This is a genomic window from Marinomonas fungiae, from assembly GCF_001418205.1.
Classification (GTDB): Bacteria; Pseudomonadota; Gammaproteobacteria; order Pseudomonadales; family Marinomonadaceae; genus Marinomonas; species Marinomonas fungiae.
This window is the reverse complement of sequence record NZ_LIQF01000018.1, coordinates 14260-37575: the sequence shown is the minus strand read 5'-3', so window position 1 is coordinate 37575 and position 23316 is coordinate 14260. Positions and strand designations below refer to the sequence as shown.

The window sequence follows — 23316 nt, the reverse complement described above, 5'->3', positions numbered from 1 at the left end:
ATGACCTAATGCTATGGGCTTGAAGGTGTGGCAATGGAATATGCGGAAATCGAAAAGGAAGCTAGTGATCGCCTAGACAGACACTTTATCTCTGTCTGGGAAGACTGCGACGCTCTTGTTGCCGAAGGCATACGAGAGTTTAGGGATCGTTGGGCGAACTATTCCGTACACTCCCATAGAAAAGATCCTAGAAACCATCTAAAAGATGCTCATGCAGACATCAAAAAAGAAACGGATAAGCGCCCTATTGGCGAGCTTATCCTAGAAGTCCTTGATCCCAAGGTATCAGCGTTTCTGAATTCTCTACCGGAAACTCATTTTCACTTCTTTCCGAACCCTTATTGGAATCTTCGCCACGCACCGGTGCAAGATTCACAATCAGAATTTCCACTAGTACGAAATTTCTACCGTAGAGTATCCGTAAAATATGGACCCAAATTCAAAGCAGAGACTCCATTGACCAACTTGATCGTGATGATGGGCTTTAAAAGTGCTCATGACTCGATCAAGCAGCAGCTTAGACACTTTATGAACACAGAGCACCAATGCCGACCGATAGACTTCCGGTTTCAGGCAACCGTCGATAACCTGCTGGAACTTCTATGGATGCTGCACCTAACACCAACACGCTTTAAGCACCACAGCCCAGATATAAAGATCAATGCAAGACGCAAGCAAACCTATTGCGAGCTATGCGGCCAAAGAAATGAACTGGCCGAGTACTTCTATCGACTAGATAACAACCTGCTAGACCCAGACGACCAGCAAGAAGCTAATGACGAGCAAAAGAAAAAGTTGCAACTTAGTCATAGATATTGCACTCGCCATCGGCCAAGAAACAAAGATGGCCTCACTTGGAATCCTGCTTACAAAAGTGCTCTGCAATCAAAAGAGCAATTTGAAAAGGAGTTTCGACGCTTACAACTTCATGTCGCTGGTGCCGTGGAGTATAAGCCAGTGTTAGATGACAAAGAGCTAAGATCCTTATCAGCAGAAGAGCTTATTGATCGCTTTTTCTATCTCTTTTTAGAAGGTAAGACGGTTACACAAGAACACGCCCAGGCATATTTCGAGTACGTTAAACATAACTTTAAGTGCCCAATAGCGGTTGAAGGAGAAACCAAACGGCTCATTGATGATGCCATCGTGCGCTTAACAGGAGCAGGTACATTACTGGGTGCTGATGATGAAGGAAAACTCAGGGACATCGCTCGTCACATGGTTGACTCAAGACTTACGGATCGTAAGAAACAAATTCTCGTTCTGAAGCAAGGGCTTAACCAGACACAAATTTCAGAGAGATTGACGGAGCTAGAAGGTAAGAATATATCACCACAAGCGGTATCTAAAGCACTAGGAGTACTAGATGTACGATTTTTCCTAGACTAAATATCCCTATATATAAAATTAATAAGTCAGAGTGAATTTCGATATGAGCAGCAATGTAGTTAATCAATATCCAAGTAGCGCAATTACTACATGGAGTGGTTTCGTCTATCAGGGGAAAGTAGCGCTATATCATTGCCTAAGATTAATAAACGAAGGTAAAGAAGATTTTTCACTTCAACTAGATAGTTCTGATGATTTTGCTATTTACGAAGACAACAAATTAACCAGTGCACATCAAGTAAAAGCAAAGATAAGCAAGTATAGAAGCGGCTATGCTGATGCATTAGAAAAGTCCTCAAAAATTGAGCTTGATCGAACTAAAGGCATAACCAGATACTTCCACGTATCAGTTGATTTAGACGACACAAATGATCATATTGGAATAAACGGAGAAGTAGTTAAATTTTATTCTTATAAAAATAAAAAATATTGTGGGCTAGGAGAAATCGAGAACCTCACAAAAGATATAATAAAAGAGATCTCCTTAAAAAATAAGGTCAACCTAAGTGAAACACTGATCAACAATAATTATTGCATTTTATCTGAAAAAATAAGCAATAAAGCTCTAGAAATACACAAACTAGTACAGATAGACGGCCAGAAGGCTAATGAAGCAGCTTATAACAACCGAATACATTCTAAAAACATTCTAAATGAAACATTAGACGAAAAATCCTATAATGATAAAGAGTACTCATCCCTTAAACTAAAGTCAGACTTATACATTTTTCTAGAAACAAAGCTTGATCAATCTTTAGAAAGCATTCCAGAAAAAACATATTTTAGATCAATAAACTTATTCAACCATATTCGATCAATAAGCACAGAAAACCTAAAATCTCTATGTCAACTAATGAAGCCATCAGAGCGTTTCAACACTATTCAAAAATCAGACATCAGACGATACTCAGATTTGATTGAAAAACTGGACATTGACCCAATACTTAAAAATTTTCCTCACTATAAAGATCGAGACAGAAAGTTTTTCTTACCAACAGCGCTAGACATAAGAGATTTAGAGGATAAAGATGGCTGCACTTCAGACTTATTAGATGAAATGGAAAGTAATGAAGATCTCCTTAAACTTTTATTCGAGTACAACCATCTTATCGCATATAAGTCAGTCGACTCCTTTATTATTAACACTAAATACACTCATCATGAAGACCTAAGCTGCCAAGAAGTTAAAGATCGAATTGACAGCAACATAACAAAATCATTTTGTCTAAAAATAATCAACCAAAAAGATGCAGAGGCGGCATTAAAGTGATGTATAGAATTATTGATGAAGCACTTATCGACCATAGATTTGAAAGAGAAAAAGAGGACGAAACATCAAGCTTTTATATTCGTGAGTCTGGTGAGTCTATTCGTTTTGTAATACTGCATAGACTAGATAGCCTAGCCACACCATCAGAATTGAACTATAAAATAAATCGTTCTGCACCTGAATCATTTCAAAACAATCCTGCTTTCAAGAAAAATTGCGATCTTATTTGTATACACCAGATCGATAAGCTATCTGATTTCAAAATCCTTGAGGAGAAAATATTTGAAATCGAGGAGGATCCTCACCATTTCAAGAAGTACATCTTATATTTTAGCGATGCAGAAAACAGTCTAATTAGAGGCTCATCTTTTAAAGAAATAAAAGAAATCATCTCTGACAAAAACCAGTTCAACAACTATAAAGATGACCCATTAGCTCCCACAAAATATAGTGTAGCTGCAAAAGTTTTTATAAAGCTACCGTTTATAGAATTACCTTTCAAGCATAGCGAACTTATTTCACTTCGCTTACAAGCAGAAGAATCCGTATCAGAGAAAAATCTATCTGAAACCTATGAATTAATAAAAAAAGCGAACAAAAACAATATAGAAGATTTAGTTCAGGAGCTAATCAAGCATGAATTGGAAAATAAAACAGATTGAAATATCTAGCTTCAAAGCATTCAAAAATATTAATTTAGACCTTGAAAAATCTGACCTGTTGACACTTGATGGGCCAAATGGATACGGAAAAACCAGTGTTTTCGATGCAATTGAGCTATTACTAACAGGACAAATAAAAAGAATACAGAATTTATTTACAACCTTAATGACTAGAAATAAGTCAAACTATGATGACAATTTATTTTGGAACAATCGATCTGAAGAGAAAGATCTATATATAAAAATCGAGTTCTATAATGGAGAAAAAAAACTAACCCTAGCAAGGCACACCCCATCAAAATCTTTCAAAACAAAATCAAACAATAGAGCTGACAAATTTAAACATTTCACATTATATGAACTACCATCATTCGAATCAAATTCCTTCACATCAAACAACAAGAGAGAAAACGATTATTTAGATTCTATTTTCGGGAATAATTTCAGAGAGAACTTCTCTTTTCTAAATTATTTAGAGCAAGGTCAAAACAAGCTTCTTCACACTAGAATCGACGAGAGAAAAGAAGCATTAGGAAATTTATTTAACACTAGCGACATTAAAAATGAAATTGACAACTGCAACATCACTTTAAGCAAGATAACTAGATCAATAAATAATAGTGAACGGGTAGAAAGATTAAGTTCCCTAGAAAAAGAACTTGAAGATCTAAAAGAAATAAATTCAGTTACTGATGAATTTATAGAGTTTAAAAAAATATCAACTATAGAACCTCAACCCACTTGGGATAAAGAAGAGCCATTCCCTATTTTTAACAATGAGACTTATAATATATTTATTGAATCCGTTCAAAAACTAATTGAACTAATTCCTTTAAAAAATGCAATTCAGATAAGAGATGCTAATGAAAAGATAGAGGCGTACATTAATAGATATGCTTTTTCCCTAACCAACTTAGCAAAATTTGGAAATGACATAAACAGGCTAGATAGTTTAGACAGGACCAAAGAACAAGTAGACTTACTAGATTATGCCGTATCAATCACTCAAAAGGGAGCTTCTCTAATCTCTATCGAACAGGCGCGCAAGCTACCTAGTTTGCAGCCTGATCGACTAGAATGGTTTGAGAAGCAGATCAAACAGCGCGATAGCATCAAAAGCAGAATTACAGCTAATGAAAGCTCCGTTACTGAGTTAAAAATCCTTAAAAGTAAGATGGTGGAAGAGCATGGAAAGCTTTATCCAACTGATAAGCATTGTCCGCTTTGTGGACATGATTGGCAAACACATGAACTCATGTTATCGGCTATTGAGGAAAAAGCAAAGCGGCTCGAAGGGATTTTAAGCCAGGATGGACAAAGCCTTGTTACCTTAACATCATCAATGAACTCTGAGTTAGCCTCTCTTGAATTAGTTATCCAAGAGAGGCTCAAACTAGTGAAGCCTCAGTACAACGAAGCACTCCACAAGGCTTTAAAGCAAGTAAGAGTAGATTTACCTGCTTTGCAGTTACTAGCTAAGCAGCTCAAAGAAAGGGACCTTAATATTGATTTTCAATTCAACGAAGATATAGTGACCGTAAACAGCCGTGTAGATAACCTTCTCATGCAGATAAGAGCTAAAAAAAACCAATGAGACAGAGGTCCTTCCTGAGGATTGGCGTCAAAGCATTGGAGACGCTTTTAAGGAACTTAGTGATTTCTATACGCTTGATCCAAGTGAGCTAAAAAATAAAGAACTCTACATAAAGTCAAAAGCTAATTTAGCCAGAAGCAGTAAAATCCAACTCTGCAGTACGGAAATTGAAAAGATCCGGCGTGAAAATAGCGCTGCGCATAAAGCAAAAGATAAAGTTAACCGTTTGCGTGAAACTTTAATAAAGTCGGAACAAAAGTATGCGGACCAAACAATTTCTGAGATTGAGCTAATTTTCCATATTTATAGCGGTCGCTTGATACAGAATTATCAGCGGGGACTTGGCCTCTTTATAGAAAGTAAAGAAGGTAAGCAACTAAGATTCCTTACAGCTGAGAAATCAGATCATGACGCAGTAATGTCCATGAGCACTGGACAAATATCAGCGCTTGGCCTTGCTTTCTTTTTGTCACTTAACAAGGTCTACGCTAACGTTCCACTAATTTTAATCGATGATCCATCCCAATCTTTAGATGAAGTAAATATCGCTTCTCTGACAGATTTACTTCGCTGTGAGCTGAATCATTGCCAGCTAATTGTATCTTCTCATGAGGAAGATATTTCAGCATACATGCGTTATCGTTTTAGCCGAGCTGGATTATCCACTAGCTCTCTCAATATGCAACGCCTAGCGCAGCAAGGATTAAATCATGGTAGCTAATGGGTAGTCGTCCACTCATCAATCATATCCGCCCAATCCTGCAACATGGCCGCGCGCTGCTCTCGGTACTCGGCTTTGTTGTAGATGGCTCTGACGCCTTTCTGTTCGTGGGCTAGGCATTTCTCAATCCAATCACTGTTATAACCCGCCTCATGAAGCAAGGTGCTTGCTGTACGGCGTAGGTCGTGTGGGCCAAACTTTTCCATCGGTATGCCGTCTTTCTGGGCCGCCTGGAAGGTGTATTTCAACACCAGGTTAATTGTGGCGTTACTCATAGGCTGATCAGTGTCATAACGCGACGGTAGGATATACTCTGAGCCGCCGGCAAAGGTCTTTAACGCAACTAACAAATCTATCGCTTGGCGTGATAGGAACACCAAGTGAGGTTTGCGGCGCTTCATTCGTTCTTTAGGAATACTCCATAGGGCTTCACTGAAATTGATCTCACTCCATTTTGCCTGGCACAACTCCCCTTTTCGCACCATGGTTAGCAGGAGCAGTTTAGCCGCTGCGCGGTTAACTGGGCTGGTACCCACCTTCTCCAGATACTTGTACATCACGCCGATCTCTTCTGGCGTTAACGAGCGGTCCCGTGGCTGGAATCGAGCAATAGAGTTTGGCCGTACATGATCGGCAGGGTTCTCTACCTTCTGGCCGCGCTCCATGGCCCAACGAAATACCTGCATCACAATCTCACGGGTATGCACTGCCGTGGCCGGTGCACCTCGATCCACGATGCTGTTAGTCAGCATGCGTAGGTCCTCATGGGAGATTTCTGTTAGCTGGAGATTGCCAAACTTGGCTTTGAGTTCACGTTCATAGATCGAGCGGCGCATATCTCGGGTGGACTCTGCCATTTGATAACCGCGTAACCACTTGTCTGCCCAGGCTCCAAATGTTGCCGCATCCTTCACACGAGCTTTGCTACGCGCTTTTTCCTTTGCAGGAGACCTTCCATTCGCGATTAGTTTCTTAGCCTCTCCAAGCTGCTCACGGGCTTCTGCGAGGCTGATGCCACCATTGCCATAGCGGCCAAAGGTAATCGTTTCCTGGCGTCCATTGATAGAATAGTTGTAACGAAAGGACTTGGTGCCCGCTGCGGTGACCGCCACGTACAAGCCATCACGGTCGTTTACTTTGTAGAGTTTATCCTTGGGCTTTAGGTTTCTGATCTTGGTATCGGTCAGCATGACTATGGTTCTCCGTTGAGTTTAATACCATGCTGTAAAACCTATGTTTTTGAGTCTATTTTCTCTTTTACTTTCAGCCAGTTAGACAAAACCCATACCATGAGTCGTAGAAATGTCGCGTTATGGCATCGGGATTGAGCATGGTGTTTGGAGAAAATAATACCCACCGCTATACCCCGGTCAAACCGTGCTTGAAGCTGCTAGACAGTGCCAAATGATTTGGCCGTTAGATATGAAAAAGCCCGCTAGATAGCGGGCTTGGGAGTGTTTATTGCTGTTCAGTGCAAGGTGTTACCTAACGCTGAATTATTCCCACTCAATAGTTGCTGGTGGCTTAGACGATACGTCGTAAGTCACGCGTGAGATGTGTTCGATTTCGTTGATGATACGACCCGATACTTTCTCTAGTAGCTCGTATGGTAGGTGCGCCCAGCGTGCTGTCATGAAGTCGATGGTTTCTACCGCACGTAGTGCAACCACGTATTCGTAACGACGGCCATCGCCTACAACGCCTACCGATTTAACGGGTAGGAATACTGCAAACGCTTGGCTTGTCTTCTCGTAGTAACCCGCTTTGCGTAGCTCTTCGATGAAGATTGCGTCAGCACGACGTAGGATGTCAGCGTAGTCTTTCTTCACTTCACCAAGGATACGCACACCTAGACCTGGTCCTGGGAATGGGTGACGGTAAACCATGTCGTATGGTAGACCTAGTTCTAGACCTAGCTTACGCACTTCGTCTTTAAACAGCTCACGAAGAGGTTCAACCAGTTGCATCTTCATGTCTTCTGGTAGACCACCCACGTTGTGGTGCGACTTGATAACGTGCGCTTTGCCTGTTTTAGACGCCGCCGACTCGATTACGTCAGGGTAGATAGTACCTTGTGCTAGGAACTCTACTTCGGTCAGTTTTGCAGCTTCTTCGTCGAATACTTCGATGAAGGTGTTACCGATGATTTTACGCTTCTTCTCTGGGTCTGCTTCGCCCGCTAGCTTACCTAGGAATAGGTCTTCAGCATCAACACGGATAACGTTAACGCCCATGTTCTCTTTGAACATCGCCATCACTTGATCGCCTTCGTTAAGACGAAGAAGACCGTTATCAACGAATACACATGTTAGCTGTGGGCCGATCGCTTTGTGTAGCAATGCCGCTACCACAGAAGAGTCCACGCCACCAGAAAGCGCTAGTAGCACTTTCTTGTTGCCGACTTGCTCTTTCATGCGATCAATCGCATCTTGAGCAATGTTGGCAGGTGTCCATAGCGTTTCACAACCACAGATATCAACGATGAAACGAGACAGAATACGACCGCCCTGTTTCGTGTGTGTTACTTCTGGGTGGAATTGAACACCGTAGAATTTTTTCGCTTCGTGGGCCATGGCCGCAATTGGACAACTTTCAGTGGAAGCCATCAAAGCAAAGCCTTCTGGCATATCAACCACTTTGTCACCGTGGCTCATCCACACGTCTAGCAAAGCAACACCGTTGTTTGCAACGTGATCTTCAATGCCATCTAGCAGAGAGTAGTTGCCATGTGTGCGGATTTGCGCGTAACCAAATTCACGCAATTCAGATCCTTGAACTTTACCGCCCATTTGCTCGGCCATGGTTTGCATGCCGTAACAAATACCCAAAACAGGTACACCTAGTGTGAAGACGATTTCAGGAGCACGTGGTGAACCTTGTTCCGTTACAGACTCAGGACCACCCGCTAGGATGATACCTTTTGGATTGAAATCTAGGATTTCTTGCTCTTCCATGTCAAACGCACGGATTTCACAGAAAACACCAATTTCACGGACACGACGAGCAATCAGCTGCGTGTATTGAGAACCAAAATCAAGAATAAGAATTTTATGAGCGTGGATATCTTGCGACATTTTTAGCTAGTCCTTCGCTCCTACCCAGTAAGAGCTGTTCAAAAAAAAAAGAAGATGGGGCGCAGAAACTACGCCCCATCTTGGTTTTTATTCTATCAGCGCTTAACCAACGTGATAGTTTGGAGCTTCTTTGGTGATCGTCACGTCATGAACATGACTTTCACGCATACCAGCGCCGGTAATTTGTGAGAATTGCGTTTTCGTACGCATTGTCTCGATATCAGGTGAACCAGTGTAACCCATTGAAGAGCGAACGCCACCCATCAATTGGTGAACAACAGTTGCCATTGGGCCTTTCGATGGTACACGACCTTCGATACCTTCTGGAACAAGCTTCTCAACACTGCTGGAGTCTTGGAAGTAACGATCAGAAGAACCTTGTGATTGAGACATCGCACCTAGCGAGCCCATACCACGGTACGCTTTGAATGAACGACCTTGGAACAGAACCACTTCACCTGGCGCTTCATCCGTACCAGCCAGTAGACCGCCGACCATGATAACACTTGCACCAGCCGCTAGCGCTTTGGCAATGTCACCAGAGAAGCGAACACCGCCGTCTGCGATAACAGGAATGTTACGCTCGTTCATTGCTGCAGCAACGTTTGCTACCGCACTGATTTGCGGAACGCCCACACCAGCGATGATACGAGTGGTACAGATAGAGCCTGGGCCGATACCGACTTTTACGCCGTCAGCGCCCGCATCTGCTAGCGCAATCGCCGCTTCAGCCGTCGCGATGTTGCCGCCAATTACCTGTACTTTAGGGAAGTTTTCTTTCACCCAACGTACGCGGTCGATAACGCCTTTAGAGTGACCGTGAGCCGTGTCCACTACGATAACGTCAACACCCGCTTCCGCTAGAGCTTTAACACGATCTGGTGTGTCAGCACCCGTGCCTACCGCAGCGCCAACACGTAGACGGCCATGCTCGTCTTTACAAGCAAGCGGGAAAGTCTGCGCTTTGTTGATGTCAGTTACTGTCACCATGCCACGTAGTTCGAACTGCTCGTTCACAACTAGTACTTTTTCGATGCGGTGTTCGTGAAGTAGTTTACGGATTGAACCGCTTGATGCGCCTTCAAGCACTGTTACCAAACGCTCTTTTGGCGTCATGATGTCGGCAACAGTTTTGTCGAAATCTTTGATAAAACGAACATCACGGCTGGTTACGATACCAACAAGGTCTTTGCCTTCGACAACAGGTACACCAGAGATGTTGTGTGCTGCTGTTAATTCCATCAATTCGCGAACAGTCGCAGTTGGGTTGATGGTTACAGGATCCTGAACGATGCCACTTTCGAATTTTTTCACACGACGAACTTCCGCCGCTTGTTGCTCAATCGTCAGGTTTTTGTGGATAATGCCGATGCCGCCTTCTTGCGCCAATGCAATCGCCATGCGGTGTTCTGTCACCGTATCCATGGCAGAAGAAACAAGAGGAATATTAAGTTCGATGTCCTTAGTGATACGAGTTTTCAAACTCACATCTTTAGGAAGAACTTCAGAATAGCCGGGGATAAGCAATACGTCGTCAAACGTTAATGCTTCTTGTGCGATTCGTAACATAATAGGGAATTTCCAATGCCAACTGGGTTTAAGATGGCAAGTAATTCTACTCCAACATTGTGAATCGGTAAATCAAAACCAAGTGAGATTGATGAAAAAATTTACAACTTTGCACAGTTCAGAACCTACTTTCACGGTCTCGGAATTGAACCGCCAGATTCAGCAATTGCTAGAAGCCAGCCTGCCTTGGATTTTGGTCGAAGGAGAGATCTCTAATTTGGCTCGTCCGACCTCTGGACACTGGTATTTTTCCCTCAAAGACGATCGCGCACAAATCCGTTGCGCCATGTTTAAAGGTAAGAATATCGCCGTGAAGTTTCGTCCTAAAGATGGCGACCTCGTGCGCCTGCGCGCACGAGTTACCTTTTATGGTGCCCGTGGCGATTGCCAGCTAATGGTCGAATCCATGGAAGCCGCTGGCGAAGGCGCTTTGCAAGCCGCTTTCGAGCGTTTAAAGAACCAGCTGCAAGCGGAAGGCCTATTTGATCCAGCCCATAAAAAGCCGCTACCAACACGCCCTGAACGAGTGGCAATCATTACCTCTTCTAAAGGTGCCGCCGTACGCGATATGGTGATTGCCTTTAAACGGCGCTTCCCGTTGACCGAGTTAACGATTTTGCCAACCCTAGTGCAGGGAGAAGGGGCCGCCACCAATATTCGCCAACAACTGGAACGTGCTGACATTAGCGGACATTTTGACGCCATCATCGTCGGACGAGGCGGTGGTTCTTTAGAAGATTTGTGGAGCTTTAACGACGAAGCGCTGGCGCGCGCCATTTTCAACGCTAAAACACCGATTGTTTCGGCGGTAGGTCATGAAGTGGACTTCACCATCGCTGATTTTGTCGCCGATGTCCGTGCAGCGACGCCTACTGCGGCAGCAGAATTATTAAGCCCAGATGTGCGCAACTTGCAGCAGCAAATCAGCCATTTTGAGCATCTCTTTACTCGTCGTTTCGAACAAACCCTACAGCAGCATCAGCAACGCTTAGACTTTCTCACACAACGCATTCGTCATCCAAAAGAGCGTATCGAGCAGCAGCAACAGCGCCTAAACCAAAATAAGCAACGCTTAAAAGCTGCCCTACTCAGCCATGTGCAGCAAAACAAAGTGCGCACTCAGCATCTGCAACAACGCTTAATCCAAGCCACACCGAGCAGAAAGATTCAGAACCACGACGAGCGCATTGCGGCTTTACAACAACGTTTACGCCAAGCTCTAGGCCAAACCCTTAGCCGCAAACAAGATCGCTTTGCCAATGTGGTGGAGAAGCTGAACCTTGTCAGTCCCCTGAATATTTTGTCTCGTGGTTATGCGATCGCGAGCAAAGACAAGCATGTGATTCGATCGGTCGCAGAGGTAAGCCCCGGTGATTCGCTTACAGTGCGCGTTAAGGATGGTCTGATTGACTGTGAAGTGAAATAACGAATATTCATGGCGCTGTTCTTTATTTCTTGTCTGTTAGATCTCGAACTCGTTACAGTGACCCATTGCCACATACAAGGAATCAGGCTATGACTGCAAGAGACATGCTACTCGGACTCTTCATTATTTTCGCATGGGGATTTAACTTTGTAGTCATTCGTTGGGGACTAGATGCCATGACCCCGATGATGCTGGGCGGCACCCGCTTTCTTGTCTTGGCTCTGATCGGTAGCTTTTTCTTCGCACGCCCCAAGACGCCGTTAAAGTGGTGTCTTCTGTACGCTTTATCTTTGAACTTCGGCCAATTTGCTTTGTTATTTAGCGGCATGATCTTTGGCATGCCGGCGGGGCTGGCGTCGTTAGTCCTCCAATCGCAAGCGGTGTTCACGCTACTGTTTTCGGTTTTATTACTTAAAGAAGTGGTTCGTCCCTATCAGGTACTCGCCATCGCCATTGCGGGAGTGGGTTTGGCGGTTATCGGCAACGCCGGAGAAGAAACCAACATGACCTTACTCGGTTTTGTCCTGACGCTTGCAGCCGCGTCCAGTTGGGCGATTGGCAATATTGCCACCAAAGCCATTAGTCAAAAAGGCTACCAATCAGATTTGGGCTTCATCGTCTGGAGCGCTTGGCTAGCAGCCATTCCTTTCTATATCGCGGCGTATTTTATCGATGGGCCACAGCTCATGTGGTCCAATATCATCAGCATTAATTGGTCGACGCTGGCAATCCTTGGTTACTTGTCTGTGGTTGCGACGTTGGCCGGTTACGGTTTGTGGAGCCTGCTGATGACCCGCTACAGTGCTGGCACTGTCGCCCCCCTTTCATTGGGCGTGCCAGTAGTTGGACTGACATCTGCCGCACTGATACTGGATGAAAGCATCAGTCATCAGCAATGGGCCGGTATCTTAGTCGTGTTACTGGGCTTGATGCTCAATACGTTTGGCGGCCGCTTACGCAACCGCCAAAAGGCACTTAACTAGCGCCTTATTTTGATCGACGATAAACACAGAAGGAAGAACGATGGAACTGCGACAGCTTAGGTACTTTCTAAAGGTGGTGGAATGCGGCAGCCTAGGTAAGGCGGCTCTTGAGCTCGATGTAGGTACTTCTGCCTTAAGCCAACAAATCTCAAAATTAGAAAACGAGCTATCCACACGTCTTCTGAATAGGACATCAACTGGTGCGCTCCCCACGAGTGCAGGCATGGCATTTATGCATCATGCGCAATTAGCAGTGAGACAGGCCGAACAAGCTGTCATTGCGGCTCAGAAAGAGCGCGCCAGTGGCTATGTCAGTATAGGCATGCCTCCCACGACAGCCACGGTTCTAGCGCTGCCACTGATTCGAGCAATGAGAGAACAGTATCCCCATATTCACTTACACATTGTCGAGATGCTGTCTGGCTACCTAGAGAATATGCTCAATGCACGGCAGCTAGATTTAGCCATTCTCTTTCATAAAGAGACCGTACATCGCTGGAGTACAAGAGCTCTACTCGATGAAGAGCTATTTCTTATCTGCGCACCGGAGCACGTGGCAGCATCGGACGCAAGCTCCCCTGTACATATCAAGGATCTAGCCGAAACCAAATTGATTATGCCAAGTGGTTTACATGGATTACGCACCAACTTGATGGCAGCATTTGAGCGCCACAATATTCAACCCAATATCATTATGGAAGTTGATGGGCTCACTCTACTAATGGATACAGTTCATCAAGGTTTTGGCGCTACGATTCAACCCGGATCGGCGGCGGCTCGGTTTGATAAAAGTGGGCTTTGTATCCGTCGAGTTGAAGATAACCAATTGATTCGTCGAAACTATCTCGTGAGTTTACCGGATGACGACCTCTCCCCAAGTGCCCTCGCTACCCGAGCCACCATGACTAAAGTCGCTAAAGACTTGGTTAACAGCGGCATTTGGTCTGGCGCAAACTGGATCGGTTAATGCGCCATAGTGTTTATTTTTTCTAAACACCTACCTAAAAAACCCTACTGTCGATGAGTGCTTTCGCACAATAGTATTTCTCCGATACTGAAAAGCTATGCGGCTTCTCATGTAATAGGAGAGCTTATGATCGATGTTCTGATTATTGGCGGTGGCAACGCCGCTCTGTGCGCAGCCCTGATGGCGCGCGAAGCGGGTGCCAGCGTCTTGCTACTGGAGGCTTCACCACGTGAATGGCGTGGTGGTAACTCACAGCACACCCGAAACCTTAGATGCATGCACGATGCACCACAAGATGTACTTGTTGACGCCTATCCAGAAGAAGAATTTTGGCAAGATTTGCTGAAAGTGACCGATGGTAAAACCAACGAAGAGCTTGCTCGACTGGTGATCCGTGAGTCCTCTAGCTGCCGAGATTGGATGCGCCAACATGGTGTTCATTTCCAACCACCTCTTTCAGGCGCCCTGCACGTAGCCCGTACCAATGCGTTTTTTATGGGGGGCGGAAAAGCCCTTGTCAACGCCTACTATCGCAGCGCCGAACATCTCGGCATTCAAATCCGCTATGACACCCCTGTTGCCGATATAGAAATCAAAGAGGGTCGCTTTGTCGCCGCGCTTGTCCCTGAACGGGAAGTCAATGGCGTTCATTTTCCAGCAGAACGCATCGAAGCCAAAAGTTGCGTGTTGGCCGCTGGCGGCTTTGAGTCCAACCGCGATTGGTTGCGCGAAGCTTGGGGACAGAATGAACGGGGCGAATACCCTTCTGATAACTTTTTGATTCGCGGTACCCGTTTCAATACCGGCACCTTACTTAAGCGCATGCTCGACCTTGGTGCCGACAGCATTGGTGATCCGACTCAGGCACACATGGTCGCCATTGATGCGCGCGCGCCATTATACGACGGCGGCATTTGTACCCGTATCGACTGTGTATCGCTAGGCGTGGTGGTAAATAAAGACGGTGAACGCTTCTACGACGAGGGGGAAGACTTCTGGCCTAAGCGTTACGCCATATGGGGACGCCTTGTGGCCCAACAGCCAGACCAAATAGGTTACTCGATCATAGACAGTAAAGCGGTGGGCAACTTCATGCCCCCGGTATTCCCAGGCAACAAAGCGGACACGCTAGAACAACTTGCCGATCAACTAGGGCTGCCGCGGGAAACCTTCGTGCAAACCCTACGCAGTTACAACGATGCCTGTCGTCCCGGCTCATTTGACCACACCAAGTTAGATGATTGTGCCACTGAGGGGATCTCGCCAGCGAAAACCCACTGGGCACGCCCAATCGACACGCCACCGTTTTATGGATACGCCCTAAGACCCGGAGTGACCTTCACTTATCTGGGACTCAAGACCGACAAAACCGCTGCAGTCCGCTTTGCCGATCAACCTAGCCAAAACCTGTTTGTGGCGGGGGAAATGATGGCTGGAAACGTACTGGGTAAAGGCTACACCGCCGGTGTTGGTATGTCGATTGGCACCGCGTTTGGCCGCATCGCAGGCCGAAATGCCGCCTTATCCAGCTTGGACAGACAGCCCGCTTAGAATGTCTGAATAGATGACCGATAGAGAATAAGTGAATTTATCATGAATGCTGAAAGCAACCTGATTCCGCTGTTAAACATCGCCGAAGAAGACGTCAACCGACAAATGCAAATCTGCAATGCCTGCCGCTACTGCGAAGGCTTTTGTGCCGTTTTCCCCGCCATGACACAGCGTCTGGAATTTAATAAAGCGGATATCCATTATCTCGCTAATCTATGCCATAACTGTGGAGCATGTTTGCATGCCTGCCAATACGCCGCGCCACATGAATTTGACGTCAACATCCCCAGATCTATGGCAAAAGTGCGTCTGCAAACCTATACCGACTTCGCTTGGCCGAAAAAATTCGGCACGCTATATCAGCGTAATGGCGTAACGCTGGCGATTTCCAGCGCCTTGGCTCTAGGCCTGTTTTTGATTCTCACTTTGGTCATACAAGGAAACCTCTTCACTGAAATTGAAGGGGGGGATTTTTATCAAATATTCCCGCACAACACGCTAGTGACTATGTTTGGCAGCGTGTTTGGCTTCTCCGCACTGGCGTTATTAATAGGGGTCGTTCAGTTCTGGCGTAAGGTAGCGCCAACACAGGAAAAACGGCAGCAAACACCTGTGACCGCCATGCTACAAGCGGGCGAGGCAGCCTTAACACTCAAATATTTAGATGGTGGCCATGGCCAAGGATGCAACAACGAAGATGATGCCTACACCTTAGCTCGTCGCCGTTTCCATCACATGACCTTCTACGGTTTCATGCTTTGCTTCGCCGCAACGTCCGTGGCAACGCTCTACCACTACGTTATGGGATGGCAAGCGCCATACCCTGTGTTCAGTATACCAGTCATGTTGGGAATCATCGGCGGCTTAGGCTTATTAGTGGGCCCTGCTGGGCTGCTTTACCTCAACTATCAACGACACCCTGATCACGGGGACCAAGCGCAACGTCCTATGGACCGAGCCTTTATTATCCTGCTTTTCATGATTAGTTTGACGGGCTTACTGCTGCTTGGATTCAGAGAAACCGCTTTGATGCCACTCATGCTTGCCTTGCATCTCGGTTTTGTCATGGCCTTCTTCCTGACCATGCCATACAGCAAATTTGCACATGGTTTCTATCGTTGTGCGGCCCTGTTCAAGTCCTATCTTGAGCGCCTTAAAGAGAAAAAATCCAAGTCATAAAAAATTAAAAACTGTTACGAAACAACAGCGAGGATCGAAAAGTGAAAACAAGAACAAAAACCAAACTAGCGCTTGCAACAGCTTCTCTTATTATTGGAATGACCAGCGGATTGAGCAATGCGGCTGAGCCATTGATTACCGGAAAGGTTGACTGTATTGCCCCAGCCGGACCTGGTGGTGGCTGGGACTTTACCTGTCGCAGTATTGGCCGTCTATTGAATAACTTCAGCCACGGTGACCTTACCGTACAAACACTTAACATGCCTGGTGCCGGCGGGGGTGTGGGGTTTGCTCATATGATCACTAAGCGCAGCCATGACCCAAAAGTACTGGCCGCAGCCAGTACCGCCACAACCGCTCGTTTAGCACAGAATCAGTTTCCGGGGATGAGTTCGGATATGGTGCGTTGGGTCGGAGCCATTGGTACGGATCCAGGTATTATTGCAGTCAGTAAAGATTCCGATATCGACTCGCTAGCAACACTTATCACGCGATTAAAGAACGACCCAAGCTCACTCACTTTTGCTGGGGCAAGTGCCATCGGTGGTTGGGATCACTTAAAAATACTGATGACGGCTCATTCCGCCGGTCTGTCTGATCTAAAACAGATCAAATACTTATCTTATAACAACGGTGGTTCCGCTGTTACCCAAGTGGTAGGTGGTCACATCGATGTGTTGGTTGGCGTTGCCTCGTCAACTAAAGGCTTTATTGAGTCTGGAGACCTCAAACCACTGGCGGTATTGGGACATGACCGCCTTAGCCCTCCGCTGGACAGCATCCCAACCTCGTTTGAGCTAGGCCTGGATGTTGAAGCGAGTAACTGGCGCGGATTCTACATGCCTAAAGAGGTACCAGAAGAAGCCTACCAATGGTGGGTGAACAATCTAAAAGCGGCCAGCCAGACGGATGAATGGAAGCAGACGATGGTCCAGAACGGTCTAGAGCCATTCAGCCTTTTTGGGGAAGACTTTGATCAATTCGTCAACAAGCAGGTTGGCTCTTTAGCTACTATCTCGAAAGAAATTGGTATCATCAAATGATAAATTTGGACCGTATACTGGGCCTTTTATTGCTGACCCTAGCCGTTGCATACGGCTGGGGAGCATTCAATTTCCCTGCGGCTTTTGCTGGCCCTGAAAGTGTTGGCCCAGCCACTTTCCCGAAAATACTCGCGTTCTTAATCGGATTCTGCAGTGTATACATGATCGTTAAACCAGACACCGTAGAAGAAGGACTCAAGACCAAGGCCTTGCCTGAGCTGCTGCTTGTGCTAGCCGTACTGGTGCTGTACGTCTTTATTATGGAGCCACTTGGTTTCATTTTAGCCACTTCGCTTATGGTCGCGGTCTTATGTTGGCGTATGGGCGTTAAGCCCTTCCATGCCGCAATAACCGGACTCTGCAGCAGCACACTGGTATTTCTATTGTTTCACTTCGGGCTGGCATTGCCTCTGCCCATTGGGCCTTGGGAGGCAGTATGGAAACTCTAAGCTTATTAATGGATGGTTTTAGTACGGCTTTAAGCCTGAATAACTTCCTCTACGCATTAATGGGATGTTTTATTGGCACGCTAATTGGTGCGTTACCAGGGTTAGGCCCAGCCAATGGCGTTGCCATTATGATCCCTCTAACCTTTACACTGGGTCTGTCGCCTGAGACAGCATTGATTATGCTGACTTCTGTATATGCAGGCGCCATGTATGGCGGAAGGATCTCTTCCATCCTGCTTAATATTCCAGGCGATGAGCCAGCCATGATGACCTGTTTAGATGGCTACCCAATGGCGCAACAGGGAAAAGCAGCGGAAGCCTTGGCACTGTCGGCACTTGCTTCATTTATCGGCAGTTTGGTGGCTACTATTGGCTTAATTTTCCTAGCACCTATTCTGGCGAAGTTTGCTCTGAGCTTTGGTGCGGCTGAATATTTCGCACTATTTGTACTCGCTTTTGCGACATTGGGAGGCGTCACTGGCAAGAACCCGGCCAAGGCTGCACTGGCGGCTGGTCTTGGCTTAGCCATCGCAACCGTCGGGATTGATCTATCAACGGGCACCCAGCGATATACCTTCAATATCTTGGAACTCTTTGAAGGCATTGATTTCATCGTCGCGATTGTGGGCTTGTTTGCCATTTCAGAGCTGTTGCTTTTCATCGAGGCTCACAGAGGTTCGACGCCTCGCAGTGAGATCAAGATGAACCCTCTGCATCTTAGCTTTGCAAGCGTCTTACAAATCCTACCGACATCGCTACGGGGCGGGGTAATTGGTTTTATTGCCGGGGTGCTACCTGGTGCCGGCGCATCTTTGGGAAGTTTCGTGAGCTACACGCTGGAGAAACGCCTCGTCGGTGCTAAAGGCTGTTTTGGTAAGGGTGATCCACGCGGTATTGCAGCCCCAGAGGCCGGAAACAATGGCGCTGCTTCGGGCGCTTTAGTACCGATGCTGACGCTAGGCATACCCGGCAGTGCCACCACAGCCGTGCTGTTGGCTATGTTAGTCTCGTTTAATATTACCCCTGGTCCGCTGATGTTTACTCAAAATGCGGACATCGTGTGGGGCGTCATTGCCGCCTTGTTGCTAGGTAATATTCTGCTATTACTGCTGAACTTACCGCTTGTGGGGATTTTTGTTCGTCTCTTATCCATCCCGCCACGCTACCTACTACCTATTGTGACCATGGTAGCTTTTGTGGGCATTTATGCGATCAGTCGCTCAGCCTTCGATCTTTGCTTTATGATTGGGTTTGGCGTCATGGGTTACATTTTCCGCAAGGCTGACATCCCGCTAGTGCCCATTATTTTGGGTATGCTATTGGGACCTGAAATGGAAAAGAATCTGCGCCATGTTATGCAGATTCACGATGGCAATTGGCTCATGCTGTGGGACAGCGGCCTGTCCATTGGACTGTGGAGCATCGCGATTGCGGGACTGGTTATTCCTGTGATTGTTGGCCCTATCCTACGAGCAAGGATTAACAAACACTAAATTGACCTGCCTTGGAGGCCTAGTGCTAGGCCTCCACTCTCCTCCCAGAAGTCCGCGAAAATCCCGCAAATAAACATTAAAACGCAATGGGTATCAGATGCGCCAAATCAAGATTGGTCTTTACGATCCAGCTTGTCGCTCAGGGCCTGCACTTGCTGCTGCAGTTGTGAGATCTGGCCAACCAAAGCTTGGTGATGGTCTTCTTGATTCTGGTGCTCTTCTGCGGCGGTTTCGCGGCTCATCACCTCCAGCACCACACCGACCATCATGTTGAGGAACACAAATGCAGTTAAGAAGATAAACACTACATAGTAAATCCAGCTGAGTGGATACACCGCCATCGTTTCGTACATCACGTCTGTCCAATCCTCAAACGTAGCGATACGGAACAAGGTCAGCATTGAGATGGCGATATCGCCCCACAGCGTCTCATTAATGTGCTCAAAGAAGATCGAGCCAACTGCGGCAAATATGTAGAAGATGATAAACATCAGCAAGGCGATGTAGCCCATCTTCGGAATAGCTTTTAGCAAGGCGTTAATTAACACCCGTAAATCCGGAATGATGGAGACTAAACGTAGTACGCGTAATACACGTAATAGGCGCGCTACAAGCACCATGTCTGTATTAGAAATCGGTACTAAGCTGCCGATAACAATCACCGTATCAAAGATATTCCAAGGATCTTTAAAAAACGCCGACTTACGTTCGTAAGTAATAAATCGAAGCGAGATTTCCACGAGGAAGAAAACAGTGATGAGCGTATCAAGATAGTTAATAGCCAACTCGACAGAGTAAGGCAATGGATAGGTCTTAGCGCCAACTGTCAACGCGGCGATAATAATGATACTGATGATAAAGCCTTGAAACCAAGCACTACGCTCAATGCGTTTAAAGGTGCTTAACCAAGACTGAGAAAGGGCAGTTGTCATTACCTGAAATTACTCCTAATGAAAAAGCTCGAACTGAGCAGAGAGTACCTTCAGACAATGACAAATCAAATATTATCCCGAATGCTAATCAGCGCGAGTAAAGAACGTTAACTGCGTTTTACGCGCACGACCTTCATTACTTCCATATCAATCCCAGCCACGGATTCTTGAGCTGGGTAATAGGTTAAATTCACACGAGCGCCGCGCAGCGAATGATACTTACCTTGGCGTCTAAAGCGAAACGGTACATCATAGCCTTCAATCATCAGTGTGTGCAGCACCCAATCTTCTTGGTTACGCTGAACATGGGATTTCACTTTCAAAGCGTCACTGTGGATGAGGCCGGGATGCTTAGAGATCAGGGCTTCGGGCTTGGATTTCATTGAACTCTCCTACCGAGCTTGCGGAACATAAATAAGACAAGGTCAGATAGTATGCCACAACCTCACAGTGCTGTGTGAAATTTGATCAATTTTTACTTTTTCCTGTGACCGTGTTGTCATCTTCGACAACCTCTTTAAGCAGCTGAGAATGGCGCTTTGCCTCTTGCTCATCACGAAAGCGAATCACAGCTTTCTGCAACATCATGCTGTTAGGATACGTCACCGTATCGCCAGTGAGGCGAGTAATAATCACATGAAAGGTTGAGATCTCATGGATTTGTCCGAGAATCTCTTCATCTTTATCAACGACCTTAATCCAATCACCGACCCGATATGGGAAGCCAAAAAAGATGATCAGACTGGCGGTGATGTTACTAAGAATCGACCATTGCGCAAAAAGGGCCACCCCCACCACGGCAAAGACCGAAGAAAAGAACACCGCTAACTGCCCATAGCCAACGCCAAGCACCACACACAGCGAAAAGATAAAAACAGCCGTGAGTGCTAAATTGATCATTTTCGAGATGAGACTCACGCGCAAATCATTCAAAGAGCGGCGCAAACCAACCGAATGGATTGCGGTTGAGCTTAAGCGCATAGCAATGGCATACGCCAGAACCAACAAGGCTACCAAGCCGATTTGAACCAACATAGAGTGCTCCATTACAAAACAAAATACAGCGCCACGGGGATGCATACCAGTGACATTAAGTTACCCAGCAGTACAATGGAGGCCACCTTTTGCGGCTCCTGCTGGAAAATCTCAGCCACCATATAATTCAAGACGGCAGGCGGCAAACAAGCAAATACCACCAAATAGGCAAACCACTCTTCATTGAGACCAAACAGCCAATAGAATACAAACGCAGCCACCAAGCCGCTTAACGGGCTGACCAAACCGCTGATAATACCTATGCGCCACTGTGCAAAATCCACATCCGTCATACGAACACCGAGCGCGAATAACATTAAGGGTATTGAAATCTGTCCAAGCATATCCACCCCCGTACCGATTGCAGACGGTAGCGACCAGCCTTGAATACTCCACACCAAGCCAAGTGCCGTGGCAATAATCATCGGCATTTTTAGCAAATTTAAGAGGTTGGTTTTTGGATTCAGCAAGTACATGCCTACCGTGAAGTGTAGTAAGTTTTCCGTTAGAAACATCACCACAGCAATCGGCAAGGCTTGTTCACCAAATGCCAGCACCATTAGCGGAATGCCTAAGTTACCGCTGTTATTAAACATCATGGGCGGCACAAAAGTCTTGAACTCGTAGCCTAAAAGCTTGGCAATCGGCCACGCCACAAAACCAGAACCAATCACCACGAAAGCCGCCGCAGCAATTAAAGGTTGATAGGCTTGGATTTGAAAATCTTTCGCTGCCATGACCGAGAAAATCAAAGCGGGAATAAACACGCTCATATTGATACGGTTAGCCACTGTCATATCCGTTGGACGAACACGGGCGTAGAAAAAGCCGATCAATACAATAATCAGTAGCGGAAATACGGTATTAAAAATCTGTTGAAATAGGTGTGAAGCGTCCATAGCTGATCCTTGACGATGAAGCTGATAGGGTATCGAGGATCGTTACAAACACCAATGCTAGGAGCAGAAATACTTTATTTATGCGCGATTTTCTAGGCTATTTTTCAGAGCCATGCTTTTCCGCCAGCTGGGCTGGAATGAGAATAAAACGCTGCCGCACGTCTTCACCCTTAAGCAGAGCCAAGCCAATCTCAACGGCCCTCTCAGCCATTAAACGTGGGCGTTGTACGGCGGTAGCAATCCAGAGGTTAGGTTGCTGGATGGTATCAATGGCGAAGCTGGAGCCGTCGACAGAGGCCAAGACAAATTCACTACGCCCCGCTTGTTGTGCCGCCATCATAGCGCCATATGCCGTCGGATCATTGATCGCAAATACCGCGTCTAAATGCTCGTACTCTTCCATTAAATAGGTCATGGCTTCCATACCGCCCTCTTGGCTACCAGTCCCGTTTAGACGATCGCTCAGCAAGGTGATATCAGGATAACGGTTGATCGCCGACTTACAGCCCGCTACCCGTTCTAATACAGATGAAACGGATACGCCGTTTATGATAACAAACTGCCCTGTGTAGCCAATTTCCTTAGCCAATCGCTCGCACGCCACCACTCCCGCTTGGACATTATCAGTCGTGATGGTCGCATCCGCACCATGGGCATTGACATCGACGGCAATCACTTTAATGCCAGCGCGCTGAGCTTTGGCCACCACGGGAGCGATTTTGTATTCGTCCGCAGCAGTTAAAACAATCAGATCGACTTTTTGTTCAATAAATTCATTCAGCTGGCGTACTTGACGGCGCAGATCATAGGCATCTGAACGGACAATTACCTCAACCGACTGCCCGTTGTTTAGTTCGTTCGCGCGTCGAGTGACGGAATCCACCAGTTCGACAAAGAAAGGATTACCTAAGTCCGCTACGCTGATACCAATCGAGCGTAGCGGCTGGTCTTGCGCATCACTTGCCGTCGCAGAAGAAGAGACCAAGGCACAGGACAGGATGCCTGCAAACACTCCTTGTGAAAGCGCCCTGCACAGGCGCTTTAGCGCCAGCTTTATGGTTTGCACTGTCATGGTTACCT

The 23316-nt window shown here is 46.3% G+C and carries 21 protein-coding genes; 13 read left to right on the top strand and 8 right to left on the bottom strand.

Annotated elements, in window-relative coordinates; translation table 11 throughout:
• Nucleotides 1–33 precede the first annotated feature (33 nt).
• Genes ASC49_RS17850 through ASC49_RS20105 form a run of 5 tightly spaced genes read left to right on the top strand, consistent with a single transcriptional unit; the run spans nt 34 to nt 5636 of the window.
• Nucleotides 34–1389: a hypothetical protein gene (locus tag ASC49_RS17850; RefSeq protein ID WP_055464604.1), complete on the top strand. Its 1356-nt coding sequence runs from the start codon at nt 34–36 to the stop codon at nt 1387–1389.
• A 43-nt stretch (nt 1390–1432) separates the two neighbouring features.
• Nucleotides 1433–2659, top strand: coding sequence for an ABC-three component system protein (locus tag ASC49_RS17845; protein WP_055464603.1), 1227 nt, complete (start codon nt 1433–1435; stop codon nt 2657–2659).
• Nucleotides 2659–3321, top strand: a complete 663-nt coding sequence (locus ASC49_RS17840) for an ABC-three component system middle component 1 (protein ID WP_245624765.1) — start codon at nt 2659–2661, stop codon at nt 3319–3321. The genes ASC49_RS17845 and ASC49_RS17840 overlap by 1 nt, the downstream gene beginning before the upstream one ends.
• Entirely contained in the window at nt 3296–4915 is a 1620-nt protein-coding gene (locus ASC49_RS17835) for an AAA family ATPase (protein WP_245624760.1), read from the top strand. The genes ASC49_RS17840 and ASC49_RS17835 overlap by 26 nt, the downstream gene beginning before the upstream one ends.
• A 34-nt stretch (nt 4916–4949) precedes the next feature.
• Nucleotides 4950–5636: a hypothetical protein gene (locus ASC49_RS20105; protein WP_342667549.1), complete on the top strand. Its 687-nt coding sequence runs from the start codon at nt 4950–4952 to the stop codon at nt 5634–5636.
• On the opposite strand, the gene ASC49_RS17830 is transcribed toward ASC49_RS20105, so the two are convergent.
• The 3 genes from ASC49_RS17830 to guaB all read right to left on the bottom strand — a co-directional run bounded on the left by ASC49_RS17830 (nt 5633) and on the right by guaB (nt 10279).
• Complete coding sequence (locus ASC49_RS17830) at nt 5633–6826, bottom strand: tyrosine-type recombinase/integrase (protein ID WP_055464601.1); 1194 nt, start codon at nt 6824–6826, stop codon at nt 5633–5635. The genes ASC49_RS20105 and ASC49_RS17830 overlap by 4 nt on opposite strands.
• Before the next feature lie 306 nt (nt 6827–7132).
• Nucleotides 7133–8710, bottom strand: coding sequence for a glutamine-hydrolyzing GMP synthase (gene guaA / locus ASC49_RS17825; protein ID WP_055464600.1), 1578 nt, complete (start codon nt 8708–8710; stop codon nt 7133–7135).
• Nucleotides 8711–8812: 102 nt separating this feature from the next.
• Nucleotides 8813–10279 (bottom strand): IMP dehydrogenase, encoded by a 1467-nt coding sequence (gene guaB, locus ASC49_RS17820; protein ID WP_055464599.1) that lies wholly within the window; start codon nt 10277–10279, stop codon nt 8813–8815.
• Nucleotides 10280–10370: 91 nt separating this feature from the next.
• Here guaB and xseA point away from each other — a divergent pair, with 91 nt between their 5' ends.
• The 8 genes from xseA (at nt 10371) to ASC49_RS17780 (ending at nt 19370) form a co-directional block, all read left to right on the top strand.
• A complete protein-coding gene (xseA, locus tag ASC49_RS17815; RefSeq protein WP_055464598.1) occupies nt 10371–11705 on the top strand; it encodes an exodeoxyribonuclease VII large subunit in 1335 nt (444 codons plus the stop codon).
• 89 nt (nt 11706–11794) lie between these two features.
• Entirely contained in the window at nt 11795–12688 is an 894-nt protein-coding gene (locus tag ASC49_RS17810; protein WP_055464597.1) for an EamA family transporter, read from the top strand.
• A 40-nt stretch (nt 12689–12728) separates the two neighbouring features.
• Nucleotides 12729–13655, top strand: a complete 927-nt coding sequence (locus ASC49_RS17805; protein ID WP_055464596.1) for a LysR family transcriptional regulator — start codon at nt 12729–12731, stop codon at nt 13653–13655.
• 126 nt (nt 13656–13781) lie between these two features.
• Nucleotides 13782–15206: an FAD-dependent tricarballylate dehydrogenase TcuA gene (gene tcuA / locus ASC49_RS17800; protein ID WP_055464595.1), complete on the top strand. Its 1425-nt coding sequence runs from the start codon at nt 13782–13784 to the stop codon at nt 15204–15206.
• A gap of 42 nt (nt 15207–15248) precedes the next feature.
• Nucleotides 15249–16385: a tricarballylate utilization 4Fe-4S protein TcuB gene (gene tcuB, locus ASC49_RS17795; RefSeq protein ID WP_055464594.1), complete on the top strand. Its 1137-nt coding sequence runs from the start codon at nt 15249–15251 to the stop codon at nt 16383–16385.
• A 41-nt stretch (nt 16386–16426) separates the two neighbouring features.
• Nucleotides 16427–17428, top strand: coding sequence for a Bug family tripartite tricarboxylate transporter substrate binding protein (locus ASC49_RS17790; RefSeq protein WP_245624758.1), 1002 nt, complete (start codon nt 16427–16429; stop codon nt 17426–17428).
• Nucleotides 17425–17877 (top strand): tripartite tricarboxylate transporter TctB family protein, encoded by a 453-nt coding sequence (locus tag ASC49_RS17785; protein ID WP_055464593.1) that lies wholly within the window; start codon nt 17425–17427, stop codon nt 17875–17877. Before ASC49_RS17790 ends, ASC49_RS17785 begins: the two co-directional genes overlap by 4 nt.
• Nucleotides 17865–19370, top strand: a complete 1506-nt coding sequence (locus tag ASC49_RS17780; protein WP_055464592.1) for a tripartite tricarboxylate transporter permease — start codon at nt 17865–17867, stop codon at nt 19368–19370. Before ASC49_RS17785 ends, ASC49_RS17780 begins: the two co-directional genes overlap by 13 nt.
• 107 nt (nt 19371–19477) lie before the next feature.
• Here the strand turns inward: ASC49_RS17780 and ASC49_RS17775 are convergent, their stop codons facing one another.
• The 5 genes from ASC49_RS17775 to ASC49_RS17755 form a co-directional block, all read right to left on the bottom strand.
• Nucleotides 19478–20302 (bottom strand): ion transporter, encoded by an 825-nt coding sequence (locus ASC49_RS17775; RefSeq protein ID WP_055464591.1) that lies wholly within the window; start codon nt 20300–20302, stop codon nt 19478–19480.
• A 107-nt stretch (nt 20303–20409) separates the two neighbouring features.
• On the bottom strand, nt 20410–20685 hold the full coding sequence (locus ASC49_RS17770; RefSeq protein ID WP_055464590.1) for a hypothetical protein: 276 nt from the start codon (nt 20683–20685) through the stop codon (nt 20410–20412).
• A gap of 85 nt (nt 20686–20770) precedes the next feature.
• A complete protein-coding gene (locus tag ASC49_RS17765) occupies nt 20771–21337 on the bottom strand; it encodes a mechanosensitive ion channel domain-containing protein (protein ID WP_055464589.1) in 567 nt (188 codons plus the stop codon).
• Nucleotides 21338–21348: 11 nt separating this feature from the next.
• Nucleotides 21349–22236: an AEC family transporter gene (locus ASC49_RS17760; protein ID WP_055464588.1), complete on the bottom strand. Its 888-nt coding sequence runs from the start codon at nt 22234–22236 to the stop codon at nt 21349–21351.
• A gap of 97 nt (nt 22237–22333) precedes the next feature.
• Nucleotides 22334–23308: a substrate-binding domain-containing protein gene (locus ASC49_RS17755; RefSeq protein ID WP_082443874.1), complete on the bottom strand. Its 975-nt coding sequence runs from the start codon at nt 23306–23308 to the stop codon at nt 22334–22336.
• Nucleotides 23309–23316 lie beyond the last annotated feature (8 nt).

Bases quoted from the DNA above. Each gene is read 5' to 3' on its own strand.
- ASC49_RS17850 (WP_055464604.1), top strand. From the start codon at position 34: ATGGAATATGCGGAAATCGAAAAGGAAGCTAGTGATCGCCTAGACAGA.
- ASC49_RS17845 (WP_055464603.1), top strand. From the start codon at position 1,433: ATGAGCAGCAATGTAGTTAATCAATATCCAAGTAGCGCAATTACTACA.
- ASC49_RS17840 (WP_245624765.1), top strand. From the start codon at position 2,659: ATGTATAGAATTATTGATGAAGCACTTATCGACCATAGATTTGAAAGA.
- ASC49_RS17835 (WP_245624760.1), top strand. From the start codon at position 3,296: ATGAATTGGAAAATAAAACAGATTGAAATATCTAGCTTCAAAGCATTC.
- ASC49_RS17830 (WP_055464601.1), bottom strand. From the start codon at position 6,826: ATGCTGACCGATACCAAGATCAGAAACCTAAAGCCCAAGGATAAACTC.
- guaA (WP_055464600.1), bottom strand. From the start codon at position 8,710: ATGTCGCAAGATATCCACGCTCATAAAATTCTTATTCTTGATTTTGGT.
- guaB (WP_055464599.1), bottom strand. From the start codon at position 10,279: ATGTTACGAATCGCACAAGAAGCATTAACGTTTGACGACGTATTGCTT.
- xseA (WP_055464598.1), top strand. From the start codon at position 10,371: ATGAAAAAATTTACAACTTTGCACAGTTCAGAACCTACTTTCACGGTC.
- ASC49_RS17810 (WP_055464597.1), top strand. From the start codon at position 11,795: ATGACTGCAAGAGACATGCTACTCGGACTCTTCATTATTTTCGCATGG.
- ASC49_RS17805 (WP_055464596.1), top strand. From the start codon at position 12,729: ATGGAACTGCGACAGCTTAGGTACTTTCTAAAGGTGGTGGAATGCGGC.
- tcuA (WP_055464595.1), top strand. From the start codon at position 13,782: ATGATCGATGTTCTGATTATTGGCGGTGGCAACGCCGCTCTGTGCGCA.
- tcuB (WP_055464594.1), top strand. From the start codon at position 15,249: ATGAATGCTGAAAGCAACCTGATTCCGCTGTTAAACATCGCCGAAGAA.
- ASC49_RS17785 (WP_055464593.1), top strand. From the start codon at position 17,425: ATGATAAATTTGGACCGTATACTGGGCCTTTTATTGCTGACCCTAGCC.
- ASC49_RS17780 (WP_055464592.1), top strand. From the start codon at position 17,865: ATGGAAACTCTAAGCTTATTAATGGATGGTTTTAGTACGGCTTTAAGC.
- ASC49_RS17775 (WP_055464591.1), bottom strand. From the start codon at position 20,302: ATGACAACTGCCCTTTCTCAGTCTTGGTTAAGCACCTTTAAACGCATT.
- ASC49_RS17770 (WP_055464590.1), bottom strand. From the start codon at position 20,685: ATGAAATCCAAGCCCGAAGCCCTGATCTCTAAGCATCCCGGCCTCATC.
- ASC49_RS17765 (WP_055464589.1), bottom strand. From the start codon at position 21,337: ATGTTGGTTCAAATCGGCTTGGTAGCCTTGTTGGTTCTGGCGTATGCC.
- ASC49_RS17760 (WP_055464588.1), bottom strand. From the start codon at position 22,236: ATGGACGCTTCACACCTATTTCAACAGATTTTTAATACCGTATTTCCG.
- ASC49_RS17755 (WP_082443874.1), bottom strand. From the start codon at position 23,308: ATGACAGTGCAAACCATAAAGCTGGCGCTAAAGCGCCTGTGCAGGGCG.